The organism is Plantibacter flavus (genome assembly GCF_900177615.1).
Taxonomy (GTDB): Bacteria; Actinomycetota; Actinomycetes; order Actinomycetales; family Microbacteriaceae; genus Plantibacter; species Plantibacter flavus.
This window is the reverse complement of record NZ_FXAP01000003.1, coordinates 114,100-134,154: the sequence shown is the minus strand read 5'-3', so window position 1 is coordinate 134,154 and position 20,055 is coordinate 114,100. Positions and strand designations below refer to the sequence as shown.

Below are 20,055 nucleotides of genomic sequence, written 5' to 3'. Positions count from 1 at the left end.
CGGCGCCGCGTCGTGGTCAGCGGGTCATTCCGGGAGGGCGGCGTCCGCTTCGTTCGCGTCGCCGGCGATGCCGCGGGCGAGCGTCTTGTTGCGGAAGAAGTCCGGTCGGAGCTTCGCCTGGATGAGCATGATGACGATGCCCGCCACGATGATGATCATGCCGAGGATGAACACGAGCCCGACACCGCCGATGTTCGACCCGCTGCCGTAGTCGGGGTCGGCGCTCTCGATGATCGTCGTGAAGAAGAGCACGCCCAGGATGAGACCGCCGACGAGCGGGGAGAAGAACTGGAAGAAGAAGTTCCGTGCGCTCGAGAACCACTGCTTCCGGAAGTACCAGACGCACGCGAACGCCGTCAGGCCGTAGTAGAAGCAGATCATCATGCCGAGGGTCGTGATCGTGTCCCAGAGCACGTCTTCGGAGATGAAGCGCATGACCGCGTAGAACACCGACGCGACGACACTCGAGACGATCGTCGCGTAGCCGGGCGTGAAGAACTTCGGGTGCACCTTCGAGAACTTCGGCGACAGCGCGCCGTAGTGCCCCATCGCGAGCAGGGTCCGCGCGGGGGAGACGAACGTCGACTGCAGCGAAGCTGCCGAGGACGACAACACCGCGATCGACACGAGGATCGCGAGCGGACCGAGGATGGGCCCCGCGAGCGAGAAGAACACGTTGCCCTGGATGTCCTCGTTGCCGAGCCCGAACTCGCCGTCGCCGACGCCCGCGTAGTTGATGAGCGCGACCGACAGGAACAGGTAGAGGACGACGATGATGACGACCGTGGCCGTGGCGGCCTTGCCGGGCGTCGAGCTCGACCCCTTCGTCTCCTCGCTCATCGTCAGCGTGACGTCCCAACCCCAGAAGATGAAGATCGAGAGCGAGAGGCCGGCGGCGAAGGCGCTGAACGACCCGACGGCGAACGGGTTGAACCAGTCGAGCGAGATCGGGAGGGCGTCGAACGCGTCACCGCCCGCGACGTGCGCGAAGGCGACGATGCCGAACAGCACCATCACGAGCAACTGGAAGCCCACGAGCACGTACTGCAGCTTCTGCGTCGTCTGCATGTCGCGGTAGGAGATGAGCGTGGCCCCGAGCATGAACGCCAGACAGGTGATGACGTTGATGAACGGGTTCGACGTGAGGCCCGCGATGTCGGGGTTCTGGAAGATCTGCGACAGCATCAGATAGAAGAAGTCGACCGCGATGCCCGCGAGGTTCGAGAGCACGACGATGGTCGCGGCGATGAGGCCCCAACCGGCCATCCAACCGACCCACGGGCCGAACGCGCGCGTCGCCCAGGTGAACGAGGTGCCGGAGTCCGGCATGCGGCTGTTGAGCTCCCGGTAGCCGAAGGCGACGAGCAGCATCGGGATGAAGCCGACGAGGAAGATGGCCGGCACGTGGGTGCCGACCTCCGCGACGGTCGGACCGAGGGCACCGGTCAGGGTGTACGCCGGGGCGATGCACGAGATGCCGATGACGATCGCGCCGACGAGACCGACGGTGCCGGCGCCGAGGCCCTTCTTGGAGAGGGCGCCCGTCGCGGTCGTCTCGGGGTGGGCGACGTCGCGCGGGGGAGTGGTTTCGGGAGGAGTCATGTCGGGTCTCCGAGGGTCAGCACGGAGTCGCGGGGCACGACCACCATGGGTACGGGGAGCTCCCGCAGCATCTTCGCTGCCGTGGAGCCGAGGAAGAGGTGCTTCGGGGTGGCGAGTCGGCTGGAACCGACGAGCACGATCTCCGCGGGCTTCCACTCGAGGTGCGAGACGGCGTCCTCGATGCGGGTGCCCGAGGCGATCTCGGTGGTCACGTCGATGTCCTTCGGCAGGTGCTCGGTCGCGTAGGCGAGGACCTCCGCCGCGTGCGACTCGGCCCGGGCGGTCGCCTCGGGGTGCTCGGCGCCCTCCGGCTGGTCGAGCGCGACGAGCGAGACCAGGCGGAGCGGGATGACCGCGTTCTTGGCGACGACGATGGCCGCGTCGAGCAGCTGGTGCGCGCCGGCACGGGTGCCGATCGCGCAGGTGATCCGGCTGACCGTGCCGCCGGTGGGCTGCGCGTCGAGGAGGTCGCGGCTGCCGACCGGAGCGAGGGCGACCGGGACGACCGCCGAGTGCAGGAGCGTGTTCGCGACGCTGCCGAGCGTGAACCGGCCGAGGAGTCCGCCTCGCGCCGCACCGATGATGATGAGCCCGCCCTCGAGGATGCGGGAGGCCTCCAGGAGGCCCTCCGCGAACGACTCGTCGTACACGAGGTGTGTCTTGGCCGTGATGTCGGCGGGGACCGCGTCGAGCGCCTCGGCGAGCCAGCGGTCGGCCGTTTCGCGGAGGAACCGTTCGTAGCCGGGGTCCGCGGGGGTGATCGTCGGGCGCTCCTCGTTCGCGAGCACGAGGACGATGTCGAGCCGGGCTCCGGTGGTCCGAGCGATCCGGATGCCGAGCGCGAGCGCGTCGCGTCCCGCCGGCGTATCGGTGTAGCCAACGATGTATCTCATCTGGTGTTCGCTTTCGATCGGGTGCGCCCTTCGACAGGCTCAGGAACCGCTTGTCGACGGGCTCGGGAACCGCCTGTCGAAGGGCGGGACCGGGACCAGGATGCACGGCGGTGTGCGGGTGTTTCGTTGGTGCAGGGTATCGACGGGGGTGGCCCTTCGACAAGCTCAGGGACCGGAGGCGGTGGTCGGGGAGCGGAGCGCCCTTCGACAAGCGGTTCCTGAGCTGGTCGAAGGGCGGAACCGGGAGACGCTTACGCCTGGTGGCGGGCGATGATCGCCTCAGCGGTGTCGGCGCCCTTGCGGATCGCGCCGTCCACGTGCTGGTAGCCCTCGGCGGCGAGGTCGCTCGTCGACCAGAAGATCGGACCGACCGGCGTCGACTGCATGGCGCCGTACCGCGAGAGGCCACCGAGGTCGAAGCTCGCCGCGTACGCGCCGCGCGTCCACTCCTCACTGCCCCAGTCGCTCTCGTAGTAGACGACGGGGGAGAGGGCCTGCTCGCCGTAGTAGTGGGACAGCGAGGTGAGGATCCGCTCGCGACGCTCCTCTGCGCTCAGCTTGAAGACCTCGTCGGCGCGCTCGTCCGAGACGAACCCGACGAGCGTGCCGCGCGGGTCCTCGTGGTTCGTGTTGTCGTAGGCCTCGTGGACGAGCTCGTACGGGCTGAACGCGGTGGCCGAGAGGCCGTCCTCGCGCCAGAACGGCGTCTCGTACACGGCGTGGACCTTGATGACGAGCCCGAGCGACATGTGCTGGTGCATCTGGTGGCTGAGGCGCGGCAGCGGCGGCTGGAAGTCGATGCGGGAGTAGAGGTTCGGCGGGACGGCGACGATCGCGTACCGCGCGTTGACCGTCACGCTGTCCGCCTCGGCCGAGACGCCGGTGTCGGACCACTCGAGGCGACGCACGGGCGAGGACAGGTGGACGTCGTCGCCGAGGGCCTCGGCGAGCTTGATCGGGACCTGCTGCAGGCCGCCGACGACGCGTTTGTCGAGGATGAAGTCGGCCTCGACGAGGTGGGTGAAGCTGCCGGCGGACGCCGCCATGAGGAGCGCCTGCAGGAGCGAGAAGGAGTGGGAGGGCTTCGTGAGCATCGCGGCGGCGATGAAGAGGGCGATGTTGTCGCGTGCCTCGACGTCGTCGGTCTGCTCGGCGAGCCAGGCGCTCCACGAGATGCGGTCGTACTCCTTCGCGCGGGCGTGCGCCCACGGCTCGGTGACGCCGACCTCCTCCACGAGCTCGTCGAGCAGGGTGATGAGTCGCTCCATCTCCGCTGCGGTCGACTCGGCGACGGGGAAGATGTCGCCCGTGAAGCGGGTGCGCACGCCCTCGGCGCTGACGTAGACGCTGTCGCCCTCGCGGTAGCGGGAGTAGGTGTCGAGCCCGAGCTCCTCGAGCGTGGCGAGCAGCGCGGTCTGGTCGGGGGAGACCCACTGGCCGCCCAGCTCGAGCATCGCGCCGTCGATGTGGTTCGTCCAGAGGCGACCACCGACGCGGTCGCGCGCCTCGAGGACGGCGACGGACAGGCCCGCCGCGCGGAGCTTGGTGGCTGCCGTGAGCCCGGAGGCCCCGGCGCCGATGATGACGACGTCGCGTTCGATAGCGCTCATGAGGTGTCTTCCTGTTCGTGGCCCTTCGACAAGCTCAGGGACCGGGGTGGTGCTCGGGGGCCGGGGTGGTGCTCGGGTGACCGGGGTGGTGCTCGGGGGCCGGGTGGTGCTGTCGATACCGGGGTGGTGCTCAGGGACCGGGGTGGTGCTCGGGGGCCGGGTGGTGCTGTCGATACCGGGTGGTGCTCTGGACTGGGGTGATACTCGGGCGTCGGGTGGTGCTCGGGACCGGCGCCGATAGTCGAGTATGGCGGATCCGGCGGTCGGATGGAACCGAGGATGGCGAGGTCGCCGGTCGGATCGGCGATCGGCGACGGTTTCCGTCGTGCCGACCGAGGCGGTTCAGCCGATGGGCGTCATGGTGTACTTCGTGTACAGGTACTCGTGGATGCCCTCGAGCCCGCCTTCGCGTCCGATGCCCGACTGCTTGACACCACCGAACGGTGCTGCGGCGTTCGAGATGACGCCGACGTTGAGGCCCATCATGCCCGTCTGCAGACGGCCGATCATGCGCTGTCCGCGGGCGAGGTCGGTGGTGAACACATAGGAGACGAGCCCGTACTCGGTGTCGTTCGCAAGACGCACGGCCTCGTCCTCGTCGTCGAACGGCACGATCGCGAGGACCGGGCCGAAGATCTCCTCGCGGAGGATGTCGGATCCCGGCACGACGCCGGTGACGACCGTCGGCTGGAAGAAGGTGCCCGGGCCGTCGACGGCCTCGCCGCCGGTGAGGACCTGGGCGCCGCGCTCGACGGCGTCGCCCACGAGCGTCTTCGCCTTCGTGACCGCGCGGTCGTCGATGAGCGGGCCGATCGTCACGCCGTCCTCGGTGCCACGACCGATACGGAACGCGTTGACCTTGTCGGTGACGCGCTTCGCGAACTCGGCCGCGACGTCGCGGTGGACGATGAAGCGGTTCGCAGCGGTGCACGCCTGTCCGATGTTGCGGAACTTGGCGGCCATCGCGCCCTCCACAGCCTTGTCGAGGTCGGCGTCTTCGAACACCACGAACGGGGCATTGCCGCCGAGCTCCATCGAGGTGCGGAGGACGTTCTTCGCGGACTGCTCGATGAGCTTCTGACCGACGGCCGTCGAGCCCGTGAAGCTCAGCTTGCGGAGCCGCGGGTCGGCGATGATCGGGCCGGACACTGCGGAGGAGCTGGAGGTGGTGATGACGTTCACGACGCCGGCGGGGAGCCCGGCGTCCTCGAGCAGCTTCACGAAGTACAGGGTCGTGAGCGGGGTGAGCTCGGCGGGCTTGACGACGACCGTGCAGCCGGCGGCGAGCGCCGGGGCGATCTTGCGGGTCGCCATCGCGAGCGGGAAGTTCCACGGGGTGATGAGGAAGCACGGCCCGACGGGGTGCTGCGAGACGGTCATCATGCCGGTGCCCTCGGGGTTCGACCCGTAGCGTCCGGAGATGCGGACGGCCTCCTCGGAGAACCAGCGGAGGAACTCACCACCGTAGGTGACCTCGCCGTTCGCCTCGGCGAGCGGCTTGCCCATCTCGAGCGTCATGAGGAGGGCGAACTCCTCGCGACGCTCCTGGAGGAGGTCGAAGGCCTTCCGGAGGATGTTCGAGCGGGTGCGGGGAGCGGTGGCCGCCCACTCGTCCTGGGCCGCGACCGCGGCGTCGAGGGCCGCGGTGCCGTCGGCGACCGAGGCGTCGGCGATCGTCTTGATGACGTCGCCGGTGGACGGGTCGCTCACGTCGAGCGTCGCGCCCTCCGTCGCGTCGCGCCAGACGCCTCCGATGAACAGGCCGTTCGGGACCTTGGCGAGCAGATCGGTTTCACGTGCGTCGGTCATGGGTGGAGCTCCTTGGTGGTGTCGGTGCCGTCGGTCACAGTGTTTCAGCGTGCATGCCCCTCGACAAGCTCGGGACGATCACATCGGTCCCTGAGCTTGTCGAAGGGCGGGGCCGTCTCGGTCCCTGAGCTTGTCGAAGGGCGGAACCGGCGGGCGTGGCGTCAGTTCGCGGCGAGTGCCTCGAGGACGACGTCGAGTCCTTCGTCGACCAGCTCGAGGGGGATGGTCAGCGGCGGGAGGAAGCGGACCACGTTGCCGTAGGTGCCGCAGGTGAGGACGATGACCCCGGCCTGGTGGGCGGCCTTCGCGACGCGTGCCGTGAGGGCGGCGTCGGGCTCGCCGGTGGCTGGGTCGACGAACTCGACCGCCATCATGGCGCCGCGCCCGCGGATGTCGCCGATGCGGGGGTCGGAGGCCTGTTCCGCGGTGAAGCGGTCGATGATACGGGTTTCGATCGCCCGGGCCGAGGCTGCGAGGTCCTCCTCCTCGTACGCTTCGATCGCCGCCAGAGCGGCGACACAGGCGAGTGGGTTGCCGCCGTAGGTGCCACCGAGGCCGCCGGCGTGCGGGGCGTCCATGATCTCCGCGCGTCCGGTGACGGCGGAGAGTGGCAGGCCGCCCGCGATGCCCTTGGCGGTGATGATGAGGTCGGGCACGATGTCGAAGTGCTCGGACGCGAACATCGCACCCGTGCGGGCGAAGCCGGTCTGCACCTCGTCGGCGATGAAGACGACGTCGTTCGCGCGGGCCCAGTCGAGCAGGGCCGGCAGGAAGCCGTCCGCCGGGACGATGAAGCCGCCCTCGCCCTGGATGGGTTCGATGATGATCGCTGCGAGGTTGTCTGCGCCGATCTGTTTCTCGATCTGGGTGATCGCGCGCTGTGCCGCTTCGGGGCCGGTGAGCCCGCCGTCTCGGAAGGGGTAGGACAGCGGTGCGCGGTACACCTCGGAGGCGAAGGGGCCGAAGCCGCTCTTGTACGGCATGGACTTGGCGGTGAGGGCCATGGTCAGGTTCGTGCGGCCGTGGTACGCGTGGTCGAAGGCGACGACCGCCTGCTTCTTCGTGTGGCTGCGGGCGATCTTCACCGCGTTCTCGACCGCTTCGGCGCCCGAGTTGAACAGTGCCGTCCGCTTGGTGTGGTCGCCGGGGGTGAGGCGGTTGAGCGTCTCGGCGACCTCGACGTAGGAGTCGTAGGGGGTGATGGTGAAGCAGGTGTGGGTGAACTCCTGCAGCTGTCGGGTGACGGCCTCGACGACGCGCGGGTTGCTGTTGCCCACGCCGGTCACGGCGATGCCGGACCCGAGGTCGATCAGGGAGTTGCCGTCGACGTCGACGAGGACGCCACCGCCCGCGCCGGCCGCGAACACCGGCATCGTGGTGCCGACGCCGGACGCGACCGCGGCGTGCTTCCGGGCCATGAGTTCCTCGGAGATCGGTCCGGGGATGGCGGTGACGAGGCGACGTTCCTGGGGGAGCGAGGGTCCGCCGAGGATGGAGGGCGCGGGGGCTGCGGTGCTGCTCGTCATCGGTACTCCTTCGGCTGCCGCGTCCGGCGGGGGCGCCGAGGTCGTCCGCGAGCAGTGCACCCAGGCTAGGCAGCGGTTCGCGTCGAGGCAGTCGACAGTCCGTCCATGCCAGCGGCATTGGTTGGACGATCCGGCAGCCATGCGTAGACTCTCGCCATGGCACCGACGCTGCAGGACCTCCTCGACCACCGTGCGCTCGGCCTGAAGCTCGTGGTGGCCGGGTCCGAGGGTGCGCTCGACCGCCAGGTCGCCTGGGTGTCCGGGTCCGACCTGCCGGACCCCACGCCCTTCCTCCTCGCCGACCAGGTGCTGCTCACGACGGGCACGCAGTTCGGCACCGCGGTGTCGACGACGCAGGTCGAGGCGTACGTCGCCCGCCTCGCCGACGCCGGTGTCGCCGGACTGGGGTTCGGCACCGAGGTGATCACGGCAGGGACTCCGCCGGAACTCGCCGAGGCCTGCGCGGCGCACGGGATGCCGCTCATCGAGGTCCCGTACCGCACGCCGTTCATCGCCGTCATCCGGTACGCGGCCGACCTCCTGACCGAGGCGGCGCGGGCGAGGGACGCCTGGGCCCTGGGAGCCCAGCGCGCCATCGCGTTCGCCGCACTCCGACCCGACGCGACGGTCGCCGTCGTCACCGAACTCGCGCGGTCCCTCGGTGCCTGGGTCGTGCTCTTCGACGCGCATGCGACGCCGGTGGCGATCGCGGGCGATGGGCCCACCGCCGGTCCCGAGACCGAGCGCCTCCTGGAGCGGGTGGCCGGCGAGGCCACCATGCTCCTGAGCCGCGGACAGCGGTCGGGGGCGACGCTCGCGAGCCGCACCCGCACGGTCTCGCTCCAGACCCTCGGTCGGCGTGGGGACCTCCGGGGCGTGCTCGCCATCGCCGGGACCGACGGCCCCCTGGACGCCGCGGCCCAGAGCGTCGTGACCTCCGTCGTCGCCATCGCCGGGCTCACCCTCGAGCAGGGCGGCGCGCTCGGGCGGGCTGGGCGCTCGCTGCGCACCGGTGTCTGGCAGCTCCTCCGCGCCGGACAGGCCCCCGCGGCGCGCGAGGTCGCCGAACAGCTCGGCACGCCGTTGCCGACCGGAGCGGTTCGTGTCGGCGTCTGCTCCGGGCCGACCGAAGGGCGCGAGGCGCTCCTCACCGAGCTGGAACGGGCCGAGACGCTCAGTCCGGGTTCGCTCTTCGTCGCCGAGCAGGACGGACGGCCCGTCCTCCTCCTCGCAGCGGCCGAGGGGGACACGGAGACGGGCGTGGATCGCGCGGTCGAGGACGTGATCGCTGCCGCTCCCGCGCGGCGGCTCGGCCTCTCCCGAGCCGTCGCGCTCGCCGAACTGACGACGGGGATCGAGCAGGCGGTCTCCGCGCACGAGCACGCGGTCTCCGCCGGAGAGGCCGTCGTGCGGTTCGGGGCGCTCGCCGCAGCAGGGATGGCGGGGTTGCTCGATCCCGTCCGCGCAGCCGCCGTGGCCGAGGAACTGCTCGAGCCCGTGCTCCGCGTCGACCGTGAGGAGGGCTCCGACCTCGTGCCGAGCCTCCGGGGCTGGCTCGAGGCGAACGGGCAGTGGGAGCCCGCCGCGCGGCGACTCGGGATCCATCGACACACGCTCCGCAACCGCATCACCCGGGTCGAACAGGTGCTCGGGCGACCGCTCGACACCTTCGCCGCTCGGGCCGAACTCTGGCTCGCGCTGGTCAGCCTGCCGGACGGTGATGCGTTGCGGTCGCGCACGGCCGTTCTGTAGCCTCGACCGCACGGCGCGCGTGTGCTCCGTGGAACCACGAAGGGGGCAGCGCGCATGAGGATCCGAACGGTGGTCGCCCGGGTGCCGGTCACGATCGCCCTGGTGCTGGTCGTCCTCGTCGTGGGCGTCGTCGGGCGTGGCCTCTGGGAGTCGACGACGGCGCAACCGTGGTGGGACGCGGTCGCCTACGGCTTGCCCGCCTTCGAGGCCGGGCGCTGGTGGACCCCCGTCACCGGGACGTTCCTCGTCGTGGAGCCGTGGGCCTACGTGTTCGCGGTGATCGGGTTCGCCTGGGTCGGACTGCTGGAGTGGTGGCGGGGATCGAAAGTGGCGCTCGTCACGTTCGCCGCCGGTCAGCTCGTCGCCGTCCTCGCCACCGCCGGGTTCCTCTGGGCCGCGAGTCAGCTGCCCTGGCCCTGGGCGACGAGCCTCGCCGGGATGCTCGACGTCGGTCCGTCCGGCGGGACGATGGCCTGTTTCGCCGCGTGTGTGTCGCTCTTCGCCTCACCGTGGCGGCAGCGGGGCTGGATCATCGTCGCGTCCTACGCCGCGATCGGGGTCCTCTTCATCGGCTCGCTCGCGGACCTCGAGCACGCCTTCGCGGTGCTCTTCGTCCTCGCGGTGAACCGCTCCTTCCGTATCCAGCGGGCCAGCGTCCGCGAGCGCCGACTGCTCGCGTTCACGACGAGCGTGGCGCTCGGCGTCGTCCAGATCGTCGCCCTGCTCGTGCCGACCAACGGTCCGTTCGGTCCGACCGCTCCGGCGGAGGGCCCGTGGCTCGACGTCGCGATCGACACGGTCGTGATCATCCTCGTCGCCAATGGCCTGCGGCTCGGTCGCCGCTGGGCATGGGTGCTGAGTGTCGTCTGGGCGATCCTCAACGTCCTGGTCGCGGTCCTGTACCTGGCACTGTCGCCGCTCGACCCAACCGAGCTCCCGATCGACTGGGGCGACACCGACGTGTTCCTGGCGACGTCCGTGCTCTGGCTCGCCTTCCTCGTCTACCTCCTTGCGACCCGCAGCGCGTTCTCGTCCCACCGACGCCGGCAGCTCGGCGTCGGGCGCAAGCAGCAGCAGGACCTGCCGTCGGCGGACGACGCCCGCGCGCTCATCCGGACCGACGGCGGCGGCTCGCTCTCCTGGATGGCCACGTGGGACGGCATGGAGTACTTCCGCACCTCGGTGGGTCTCGTGCCCTACCAGAAGCACGCCGGTGTCGCGATCGTGCTCGCCGACCCGCTCGGTCCTCCGGAGCACCTCCAGGCGAGCGTCGCGGAGTTCGTCCAGGCGGCCGAGCGTGACTCCCTCATCCCGTGCTTCTTCAGTTCCAGCCAGGGGACGAAGGACGCGATGCCCGAGGGATGGCGCGACCTCATCATCGCCGACGACACGATCGTCGACCTCCCGGGTCTCGCGTTCACCGGCAAGGCCTGGTCGAACATCCGCACGGCGCTCAACAAGGCCGAGCGCGAGGGGATGGTCTTCCGGATGAGCACGTACGCCGCCGAGACCTGGGGCGTCCGACAGCAGATCCGCGCCATCTCCGAGGGCTGGGTCGGCGACAAGGGTCTGCCGGAGATGCGGTTCACCCTCGGGACCCTGCAGGAGGTCGACGACCCGGAGGTCCGTCTGGCCCTCGCGATCTCACCGGACGGCGACGTCGACGGATTCCTCAGCTGGCTCCCGGTCTTCGGTCCCGAGGGCGAGCACCGCGGGTGGACGCTCGACCTCATGCGGCGACGCGAGGAGGGCTTCGGCTCGGTCATGGAGTTCCTCATCGCCTCCTCGGCCAAGGTCTTCGCCGAGGAGGGCGCGCAGATCCTCTCGCTCTCGGGTGCCCCGCTCGCGCACCGGGTGGAGGACGAGGAGGGGCGGATCGCGCACCTGCTCGGCCAGCTCAGCGGCATCCTCGAGCCGGTGTACGGCTTCTCGTCCCTCCACCGGTTCAAGCAGAAGTTCAATCCGCGATCGGAGCCGATCTACCTCCTGTACCGCGACGAGGGCGACCTCACGCGGATCGCCGCGGCGCTCACCCGTGCGTTCCTGCCGGACGCGACGCTTCGGCAGTTCGCCGGCGCCGGCATCGACATGCTCAAGCGCGACTGAGCGGAGGTCGACCCTCAGGCGGTGTCGCCGCCCGGGAGGCCGGCGGCGCCGAGGTGCGTCGCTCCGCGGGACCGCGCGCGCTGCTCGGCGAGGGCGGCGGCGAACTCCGTCTCCCAGTCGGGAGCGACCTCGATGCCGAGGCGCCCGGCCTCCTCGATGGTCAGCTCCTTCGGAAAGCCGTTCGTGTCCGACAGCCGGAACACGTCGTGTCCCGTCATGACCCGCCCGGCGTACCCCTGGACCATCTGGAGGCCTGCGCCCAGCGTGCGTCGGAACGACTGCTCCTCCTTGACGAGGACAGCGACGACCTCGTCGCGGGCGGCGGCCACCTCCGGGTAGTCATCGGCGTACAAGCCGGCGATGACGGGCACGATCTCGCCGAAGAAGTTCTCGTGGAGGTCGAGCGAGAGCGCGAGCCGGATCGCCCGTCGGAGCAGCCGCCGCATGACGTAGCCCTGCTCCTTGTTCGACGGACGCACACCGTCCACCGCCAGGAAGGTCGCACCCCGCAGGTGGTCGGCGATGATGCGCATCGCGGCGGTCTCGTCCTCGTACCGTTTCCCGGTGAGCTCCTGGAGTCGCTCGACGATGGGCCACAGGAGCGAGATGCGGAAGACGTCGTCGGAGTCGATCGCCGCGGCGGCGATGCGTTCGAGGCCGCCGCCGAAGTCCACGTTGCGCCGGGCCAGTTCCTCGAACGAGCCGTCCTCGCGTCGGCGGTACTGCATGAACACCTGATTGCCGATCTCCATGAACCGTCCGCCGTCGCTCGCGGGATGCGCGAGGCCGTAGGACGGATCCTGGTACTCGGGGCCGAAGTCGTAGAACACCTCGCTGTCGGGGCCGCACGGGTCGCCGATCGGGGTGCCCTCGAGCGACCCGCCGCGGGACCACCAGTTCTCGCCGCCGTCGTAGAAGAAGATCCGCTCTCCGGGCCGCACCCCGCGGGCGTCGCCGTCGGCCTGGGAACCGATCTCCGCGATCCCGTTGGAGACCCCGCGTTCGGCGAACACGGACGCCCAGATCGACGCGGCCTCGTCGTCGCGTGGGATGCCGTTCGCGGGATCGCCGATGAAGCAGGTGACGGAGATCCGCTCCGGATCCAGCCCGACGATGTCGACGAGGAAGGTGAAGAACTGCCGGATCTGCGTCTCCTTGAAGTAGTCGCCGAGCGACCAGTTGCCGAGCATCTCGAAGAAGGTGGTGTGCCGGTTGTCGCCGACGTCCTCGATGTCCTGGGCTCGGACGCACGGCTGGCTGTCGGTCAGCCGCCGTCCGTCGGGGTGTTCCTCACCGAGGAGGTACGGCAGGAGTGCCTGCATTCCGCTGCCGTTGAACAGGGTGCTCGTGTCGCCGCGCGGGATGAGCGGCGCCCGCGTGATCAGCGCGTGGCCGTTCCGTTCGAGGAAGTCGAGGTAGGCGTTGCGGATCTCGTGGGCGTCCATGCCGACACGATTCCAGCTTTCCGGCCCGAGGGGAAGCCGGTGGGCGCGGCGACCCGACTCAGTCCGCGTCGTGGAGTGATCGCAGGGCGGTCACGACGTCGTCGTGCCAGCGGCGGGCCGCGGGGAGCACGCCGCCGAAGATGGGGGTGTCGTGCGTCGCGCCCAGGTACATCGTCCCGCTCGCGTCGACGCCGTCGGCCCGGAGCGCGGCGAGGTAGGCCGCGCCGTCGCCGCGGAGCGGGTCGTACTCGGCCGTGAGGATCACGGCGCGGGGGAGGTCCGCGTGCGATCGGGCGAGGAGGGGCGATGCGTGCGGTTCCTTCGCCTGACGTCGATCCAGGAGGTAGGTCTTCGCGACGGAACGTAGCTCCTTGATCGCGAAGATCCTCGGGATGCCCATCTCCCGCACGGGACGGAGGTCGATGTGGCCGCCGGTGAGGTCCGTGACCGGCACCTCGAGCAGCTGGAGTCGGATGGGCAGCCGGCCGCGTTCACGGTTCAGGAGCGTGAGCGCCGCCGCGATGCTGCCGCCGGCGGACACCCCGGCGACGGCGATCCGCCGGGCGTCGATCCCGAGCGTCGCGGCCTCGGCGAACAACCATTCGAGCGAGGCGTGGGCCTGCTCCAGCTGCGTCGGGTACCGGTGCTCGGGAGCGAGCGCGTAGTCGACGGCGGCGATGACCACGCCGGCGTCGGCCGCCCGACGACGGAACCCCGCGTCGGTCGTCGGGTAGTCGATCCCGCCGATGCGGAACGCCCCACCGAAGAAGGACAGGACCGCGGGCACGGCCTGGTCGCCGTCGGCCGTCGGCGGGTGGTAGAGCCGGATCCGGACGTCGGGGAAACCGGCGACCGGGATCGTGTGCTCCTCGATGCGCAGTTCCGGGCCCGGGACGCCGACGGTCGCGAGCTCCTTCTTGTCCCAGTTCCGCGCGGCCTTGCGATGCTGTGCGCGCGTCTTCTTGCGGCGGGGTGCGGCGGTGGTGGCCTTCGCCGTCGGGCTCGAGGGCTTCGGCTTCGGCCCGGCGGCCTTCGGGGAGGTCGCCGTCGGGTCTGCCGCGGGAGCGGGTTTCGGGCGCGCGACGGTGGTCGTCTTCGGCCGCAGGAAGAAGGCCTTCGCCTGCTCGAGTGCGGTCGAGATGAGGTAGGCGCGGTGCGTCCGCGCTCGTTCGACGAAGATCGGGTCGAGGGGCAAACGACTCACCTGCTCTGCTGCTCGGATGGGCGGATTCCAGCAGTCTAGGCGGCTCGGCGGACGACGGCCGTGGCTTGCCTGATCGATCCTTCCGCGGGGCTTCACCTCCTGTTCACCGGGAGGCCCGGCCCTGTTCGGGCGCCGCTCGTAGCGTGATCACACGTACGGCACACAGCAGTGCCCGCGTCGGTCACTCGCGGTTCCGATCCACCGGAGCCACGCGCGGAGCGGGCGGGTGCATCGGTCCTTCTGAAAGGTACGTCCCAGCACATGAAGCTCTCCCTCACCCGCGTCGCTGCGCTCGGCGCCGCCGCCCTCCTCTCGATCGGCCTGGCCGCCTGCTCGAGCGCCACCGCCAGCGACACCGGTTCCGCCGCGGCCGGGACCTTCGCGGTCGACGACCAGACCCTCGTCTTCGGCGTCGTCCCCGACTCGGTCGACACGCAGACCAACTACCAGCCGCTCATGGACTACATCGCCCAGGAGACCGGCAAGAAGGTCGAGTACCACGAGTCGACCGACTACGCGGCCCTCATCGAAGCGGCCGTGGCCGGCAAGATCGACGTCGCCTCCTTCTCCGGGTTCACCTACGTGACCGCGCTCAACAACGGGGCCAAGATCACGCCGATCTCGTCGATCATCACCGACAAGGGTCAGGAGCCGGGCTACTACTCCGAGGCGATCGTCCCGAAGGACTCGTCGATCACGAAGATCGAGGAGTTCGCGGGCAAGAAGGTCTGCTTCGTGGACCCGTCCTCGACGTCCGGGTACCTCTTCCCGAGCTACAACCTGCTCGAGGCCGGGATCGACCCCGAGAAGGACATCACCCCGGTCTTCGCCGGCAAGCACGACGTCTCGGTGACGAAGACCGCCGAGGGCGTCGAGTGCGAGGCGGGCTTCGCCGAGGACTCCGAGGTCGAGAAGAACGACGGCGTGAAGGTCATCGACCGCACGATGGTCCCCGGTGCGCCGATCGTCGAGTCCGACTCGCTGCCCGCCGACGTGAAGGAGAAGCTCGAGAAGGCCCTGTCCGAGGTCACGATCGACCAGATCATCGACTCCGGCGTGAAGAGCGCCGACAGCGACGCCTTCCGCGCGACCTTCTACGGCACCTCGCCGGTCGACGACGCGTACTACGACACCATCCGCGACATCTGCAAGAAGACCAACGCCAAGCAGTGCCAGGCCTGATCTGAGCTGGACCTCTGCACTTCGACAGGCTCAGTGACCGGTGCTCCGGTATCCGCTCACCGAGCCTGTCGAGGTGCGACATCCGCACCACCATCAACCTCACGAGAGGCAGCAGTCATGAGCGTCACCGAGCAGCAGGCGCGTCACACCGCACCCGACCAAGCGGAACCGCTCGTGCGTCTCCGTGGGGTCACGAAGCGCTTCGACCGGACGGTCGCCCTGCAGCGCGTCGACCTCGACATCCGTCGTGGTGAGATCGTCGTCCTGCTCGGTCTGTCGGGCTCCGGCAAGTCGACGCTCCTCCGTCACCTGGACGGTCTCGAGCGGCCCACCGCCGGATCCGTCTCGGTCCTCGGCGACGAGGTGCCGGCCCTCGGGCAGCGCGCCCTGCGCCGGCTCCGTGCCCGCGTCGGGTTCGTCTTCCAGCAGTTCGAGTTGGTCCCGTCGCTCACCGTCCTCGAGAACGTCTTGACCGGGTCGCTGGCGGGCGTCCGTGGGCCGCGTCTCGGCATCCTCGGCTACGGCCGCACCCTGAAGTTGAAGGCACTCGGTCACCTCGACCGCGTCGGGCTCCTCGAGCGCGCCTACCAGCGCGCCGACACGCTCTCCGGCGGTCAGCAGCAGCGCGTCGCCATCGCCAGAGCGCTCATGCAGGACCCCGAGATCCTCCTCGCCGACGAGCCAGTCGCCTCCCTCGACCCGGAGTCGAGTGAGCAGGTGATGGCTCTCATCCGCGAGATCGCGATCGATCGCGGACTCACCGTCGTGTGCAGCCTGCACCAGGTGGACCTCGCGCTCTCCTGGGGCGACCGCATCGTCGGTCTCCGTCACGGCGAGGTGGTCCTCGACACCACGACCGACGGCCTGTCGAAGACCGAGGTGATGGAGATCTACGGCCGGGTCGCGACGAGCACCCGTGAGCTGCAGGCGATCGCCGTGGAGTTGGAGACCGACGAGCTGCTCGGCGACCCCGACGACGACCTCCGCGGCCTGCTCGGCGTCGAGGAGCGCGTGGGCGAGGACGAACTGCCCGACGACCCGGAGTGGGAGTTCGACGCCGATGTCGACGGCCGCGAGCCCGACGAACTCCGTCGACCTGGCCGGACCCGCTGATGGTCGTCACCGCGCCCGCGAAGACGGCACCGCCCGCCGGTCGCCCGCCAGGACTCTCCGGACCCGTCCCGGTCGGTCGGCTCCGCCCGCAGACGATCGCCGCCGTGCTCACGCTCGTCGCGCTGCTCGCGTTCTCGGTCTACTCGCTCCTCGAGGTCGGGATCTCGATCCCGAACATGGTGGCGAGCTGGGGCAACGCGGTCAACTTCTTCAACCGGGTGGGCACGATCACGTTCCCGCCGCCCGGGGAACTGCTGTCGCTCACCGCCCTGACCCTCGGGATCGTCATCTCCGGCACCGTGCTCGCTGCGGTGCTCTCGATCCCGGTCGCGTACCTCGCGGCCGCCAACACGACCCCAGGACCGGCGTGGCGCGCGGTCGGTCGGTTCGTCGGCGTGCTCAGCCGTGCCGTGCCCGACGTCGTCATCGCGATGATCCTCGTGCTCATGTTCTCGCTCGGCTCGCTGCCCGGCATCATCGCGATCGGGCTGCACTCCGTCGGCATGATCTCGAAGCTCTTCGCTGACGCGATCGAGCAGGTCGACGAAGGGCCGCGGCTCGCGATCCGGGCGGCCGGCGGCTCGAAGCTGCAGGAGTTCACCTCGGGTGTCCTGCCGCAGGTCCTCCCGTCGTGGGTGGCCACGGTCCTCCACCGCGGCGACATCAACCTGCGCGGTTCGGTCCTCCTCGGCTACGTGGGAGTCCTCGGCCTCGGCCGTGAACTGTCGCTCGCGTTCAAATCGCTCGACTACTCACTCGGCATCGGACTCGCGATCGTCATCTTCGCCCTGTGCGTCGTCATGGAGATCGTGTCGAGCACCGTGCGGACCGTGATGCTCGGGGTGCAGCCGACCGGACGCGGACTCGGTGACCGCGTCGTGCGTCGGGTGGCCGCGGGCCGGGAGGCACGTCGCGCGGGGAATGGGAGCAGCCGGACGGCCGCCACTCCGAGCGCCGAGTCCCGGATCGCCGCTGCTGCGAAGCGCCCCTGGACGCCGGCCCGCGTCCGCGACACCGTCGGCGCCTGGCTCGCCGTGGTGGTCGTGGTCTGGGGCGTCGTCGTGTCCGACATCCAGTGGGGCGACCTCGTGACGTTCTGGTCCAAGGCGCCAGACGTCCTCGTCCGTCTCTGGCCGCCGTCGTTCGGCATGCGCACGACGGAGCAGATGGTCGAGGCGATGTTCGAGACCGTCGCGATCGCCTTCGCGGCGACCCTCATCGCCCTCGTCTGCTCGATCGTCATCGGGTCCCTCGCCGCACGGAACGTCGCCCCGAACCGCGGTGTCCGCACCGGCGCCCGGTTCGCGCTCGTCGGCATCCGCGGCATCCCGGAGCTCATCCTCGCGATCCTCCTCATCGTCGTCACCGGGCTCGGTGCCCAGGCGGGGACGCTCGCGCTCGGCATCTGCGGGATCGGCCTCCTCGGCAAGCTCATCGCCGACTCCTTCGAGGAGGTCGCGCCCGGACCGGAGCGCGCACTGACCGCCGTCGGTGCGACGCGACCGCAGGTCTACGCCGCCGCGACGCTCCCGCAGGGCGCCCGTGCGCTGGTCGGGCACACCTTCTACACGCTCGACACGAACATCCGCGCCGCGACCATGCTCGGCATCGTCGGCGGAGGCGGCATCGGCTACTACCTGATCCAGGCGGACCAGGGCGGGAACTACGACCAGGTCACGGCCATCGTGCTGATGATCCTCGCGGTCGTCCTCGTCGTCGAAGGCATCGCCATGTGGATGCGGAGGGTGTTCTCGTGAACGGACGACGGATGAGCGGCGGAATGTCGGCAGCGCGGGTCGGCCTCGGTGTCGGCTCGCTCGGTGCCTCGGCCGATCGCGCGGACGTCGTGATCGTCGGAGCCGGCATCGTCGGGCTGTCCGCGGCGCTCGCCGCCGTGGACGCCGGTGCCGAGGTCGTGGTCGTCGAACGCTCGGCCGAAGCCCAGGGCGCGTCGGTCCGCAACTTCGGTCACCTGGCGGCGACGCCGCAGGCCGGGCTCGCCGCTCGCCTCGCCGCACGTTCGGCCGAGATCTGGCAGCGACTCGAGCAGGATGCGGGACTGTGGGTTCGGCGCTCGGGCACGCATGTGGTCGCCCGGCACCTCGACGAGCTGCGCGTCCTCGAGGACTTCGCGGCGTCCCGTGCCCAGGCGGGTGCCGCGGCCGACGTGCGCTTGTACGACGCGGCCGAGTTCCTGCAGCAGGTGCCGATCAGCGCCGCCGACGTGGTGGGCGGCGCCTGGCTGCCACGCGACCTCCAGGTGAACCCGCGCCAGGCGCTGGGCGCCGTCACGGCGTACCTGGAACGCCGCGGTGTCGAGTTCCGACGCCGGACGACCGTGACCGGACTGCGCTCCGGCTTCGTCGACACCAGCCGCGGCGTCATCGCCGCAGGCCTCACCGTGGTCGCGGTGAACCACGACATCGACACGCTCCTCCCCGAGCTGGCCGAGCGGGCGGTCGTCCGTCGATGCGCGCTCGACATGGTCCGGGTGCGCGCCGAGCTCGCGATGCCGATGCCGGCGCCGCTCCTGACCGGGTGGTCGCTCCTGCGCTACGCGGGATTCGCCGACTCGCCCGCCATCCCGGCGCTCCGGGAGCGACTGCAGCAGGACCACCCCGGGCTCGCCTCGCTCGACGTCAACCTCATGGCGACCCAGTTGCCGGACGGCTCGATCATCCTCGGCGACACCCACAGCCGCGGCGAGGCGGTCTCCCCGTTCCAATCCGAGCATGCCTTCGACGAACTCCTGCGGGCTGGAAGCACGCTGTTCGGGACGAGGCTCGACGTCCTCGAACGCTGGCAGGGCGTCTACGCCACCGCTCCGGAGGAGTTGCTCATCGACGAACCGACCCCTGGCGTCCGCGTGGTCGCCGCGACCACGGGCATCGGGATGACCACCGGACCCGCGCTCGGCGAGTTGGCCGTCGCCGAGCACCTCGGCCCGACCTTCTCGCCGGCCCAGCCGACCAGCATCCGTGCCGCATCAGCCCACCTTCAGAAAGGCCTCTCGTGACCAGCATCGATCGACCCCAGCAGGACAGCACCGCGGCGCCCGACCTCGACGACGACGTGGAGACCGACCTCGCCGACCTCGACGATCTGGAGGGCGGGTTCGACGACGCGCACGAGGACGACCTCCTGCTCGAACTGGTGGTCCTCGACCTCGCCGGGACGACGGTCTCGGACGACGGCGTCGTCGAGGACGCCTTCCGCGTCGCCGCCGAGACGATCGGCATCGACACCGAGGACGCGCTCGACGCGGCCATCGAGCTCGTCCGCGACACGATGGGCCAGTCGAAGCTCGACGTGTTCCTCATGCTGACCGACGGCGACGAGGCTCGAGCCGCTTCCGGCAACGCCACCTTCGAAGAGGCCTACGAGCGCCTCGTCGGCGAGGGGCGCGTCGAGGCGATCCCCGGAGCCGAGGACACGGTGCGACGGCTCCGCGAGCTCGGCGTGGGCGTCGTGTTCACCACCGGGTTCGCCCCCGCCACGCGCGATGCGCTCCTCGCGAACCTCGGGTGGTCCGAGCTCGCCGACGACGCCCTGTCGCCCGCCGACGCCGGTCGAGGGCGTCCAGCGCCGGACCTGCCGCTGACGGCGCTCCTCCGCTTCGGTGCGAGCGCCGTCGACACCGTGGTCGTCGTCGGCGACACGGCCAGCGACATGCTGTCCGGGGTGAACGCCGGCGCGGGGCTCGTCGTCGGGGTGCTCACCGGAGCGCACGACGAGGAGACGCTCCTCGCGGCGGGCGCCGACGAGATCATCACGAGCATCGCCGAGTTGCCCGCGCTCCTCGGTCTCGACTGA

14 protein-coding genes are annotated in these 20,055 nt (G+C 70.3%); 7 read left to right on the top strand and 7 right to left on the bottom strand.

Annotated features, from left to right (window positions below):
- Positions 1-24: 24 nt before the first annotated feature.
- From B9Y95_RS10585 to gabT, 5 genes are all read right to left on the bottom strand, one after another.
- Entirely contained in the window at positions 25-1,602 is a 1,578-nt protein-coding gene (locus B9Y95_RS10585) for an APC family permease (protein ID WP_079705048.1), read from the bottom strand.
- Positions 1,599-2,495, bottom strand: coding sequence for a universal stress protein (locus B9Y95_RS10580; RefSeq protein WP_079705049.1), 897 nt, complete (start codon positions 2,493-2,495; stop codon positions 1,599-1,601). Before B9Y95_RS10580 ends, B9Y95_RS10585 begins: the two co-directional genes overlap by 4 nt.
- A gap of 251 nt (positions 2,496-2,746) precedes the next feature.
- A complete protein-coding gene (locus B9Y95_RS10575) occupies positions 2,747-4,105 on the bottom strand; it encodes a flavin monoamine oxidase family protein (protein ID WP_085511850.1) in 1,359 nt (452 codons plus the stop codon).
- Positions 4,106-4,447: 342 nt separating this feature from the next.
- Positions 4,448-5,914 carry an NAD-dependent succinate-semialdehyde dehydrogenase gene (locus tag B9Y95_RS10570; RefSeq protein WP_085511849.1) on the bottom strand — a complete coding sequence of 489 codons (1,467 nt, stop codon included), beginning with the start codon at positions 5,912-5,914 and terminating at the stop codon, positions 4,448-4,450.
- A 161-nt stretch (positions 5,915-6,075) separates the two neighbouring features.
- Positions 6,076-7,440, bottom strand: coding sequence for a 4-aminobutyrate--2-oxoglutarate transaminase (gabT, locus tag B9Y95_RS10565; RefSeq protein ID WP_085511848.1), 1,365 nt, complete (start codon positions 7,438-7,440; stop codon positions 6,076-6,078).
- Between the two features lie 156 nt (positions 7,441-7,596).
- On the opposite strand from gabT, the gene B9Y95_RS10560 reads away from it, so the two are divergent.
- Entirely contained in the window at positions 7,597-9,192 is a 1,596-nt protein-coding gene (locus B9Y95_RS10560) for a PucR family transcriptional regulator (RefSeq protein WP_085511847.1), read from the top strand.
- Between the two features lie 54 nt (positions 9,193-9,246).
- Positions 9,247-11,298: a bifunctional lysylphosphatidylglycerol flippase/synthetase MprF gene (locus tag B9Y95_RS10555; protein WP_085511846.1), complete on the top strand. Its 2,052-nt coding sequence runs from the start codon at positions 9,247-9,249 to the stop codon at positions 11,296-11,298.
- 14 nt (positions 11,299-11,312) lie between these two features.
- Here the strand turns inward: B9Y95_RS10555 and B9Y95_RS10550 are convergent, their stop codons facing one another.
- Both B9Y95_RS10550 and B9Y95_RS10545 read right to left on the bottom strand, forming a co-directional pair.
- A complete protein-coding gene (locus B9Y95_RS10550) occupies positions 11,313-12,743 on the bottom strand; it encodes an alanine--tRNA ligase-related protein (RefSeq protein ID WP_085511845.1) in 1,431 nt (476 codons plus the stop codon).
- A gap of 58 nt (positions 12,744-12,801) precedes the next feature.
- Entirely contained in the window at positions 12,802-13,947 is a 1,146-nt protein-coding gene (locus B9Y95_RS10545; protein ID WP_234994079.1) for an alpha/beta hydrolase, read from the bottom strand.
- Between the two features lie 261 nt (positions 13,948-14,208).
- On the opposite strand from B9Y95_RS10545, the gene B9Y95_RS10540 reads away from it, so the two are divergent.
- From B9Y95_RS10540 to B9Y95_RS10520, 5 genes are all read left to right on the top strand, one after another.
- Positions 14,209-15,129, top strand: a complete 921-nt coding sequence (locus B9Y95_RS10540) for a phosphate/phosphite/phosphonate ABC transporter substrate-binding protein (protein ID WP_085511843.1) — start codon at positions 14,209-14,211, stop codon at positions 15,127-15,129.
- Between the two features lie 117 nt (positions 15,130-15,246).
- Positions 15,247-16,242 carry a phosphonate ABC transporter ATP-binding protein gene (gene phnC, locus B9Y95_RS10535; protein ID WP_085511842.1) on the top strand — a complete coding sequence of 332 codons (996 nt, stop codon included), beginning with the start codon at positions 15,247-15,249 and terminating at the stop codon, positions 16,240-16,242.
- Positions 16,242-17,999 (top strand): phosphonate ABC transporter, permease protein PhnE, encoded by a 1,758-nt coding sequence (gene phnE / locus B9Y95_RS10530; RefSeq protein ID WP_085511841.1) that lies wholly within the window; start codon positions 16,242-16,244, stop codon positions 17,997-17,999. The genes phnC and phnE overlap by 1 nt, the downstream gene beginning before the upstream one ends.
- Positions 18,000-18,010: 11 nt before the next feature.
- Entirely contained in the window at positions 18,011-19,258 is a 1,248-nt protein-coding gene (locus B9Y95_RS10525) for a TIGR03364 family FAD-dependent oxidoreductase (RefSeq protein WP_234994078.1), read from the top strand.
- Positions 19,255-20,055 (top strand): HAD family hydrolase, encoded by an 801-nt coding sequence (locus tag B9Y95_RS10520; protein WP_234994077.1) that lies wholly within the window; start codon positions 19,255-19,257, stop codon positions 20,053-20,055. Before B9Y95_RS10525 ends, B9Y95_RS10520 begins: the two co-directional genes overlap by 4 nt.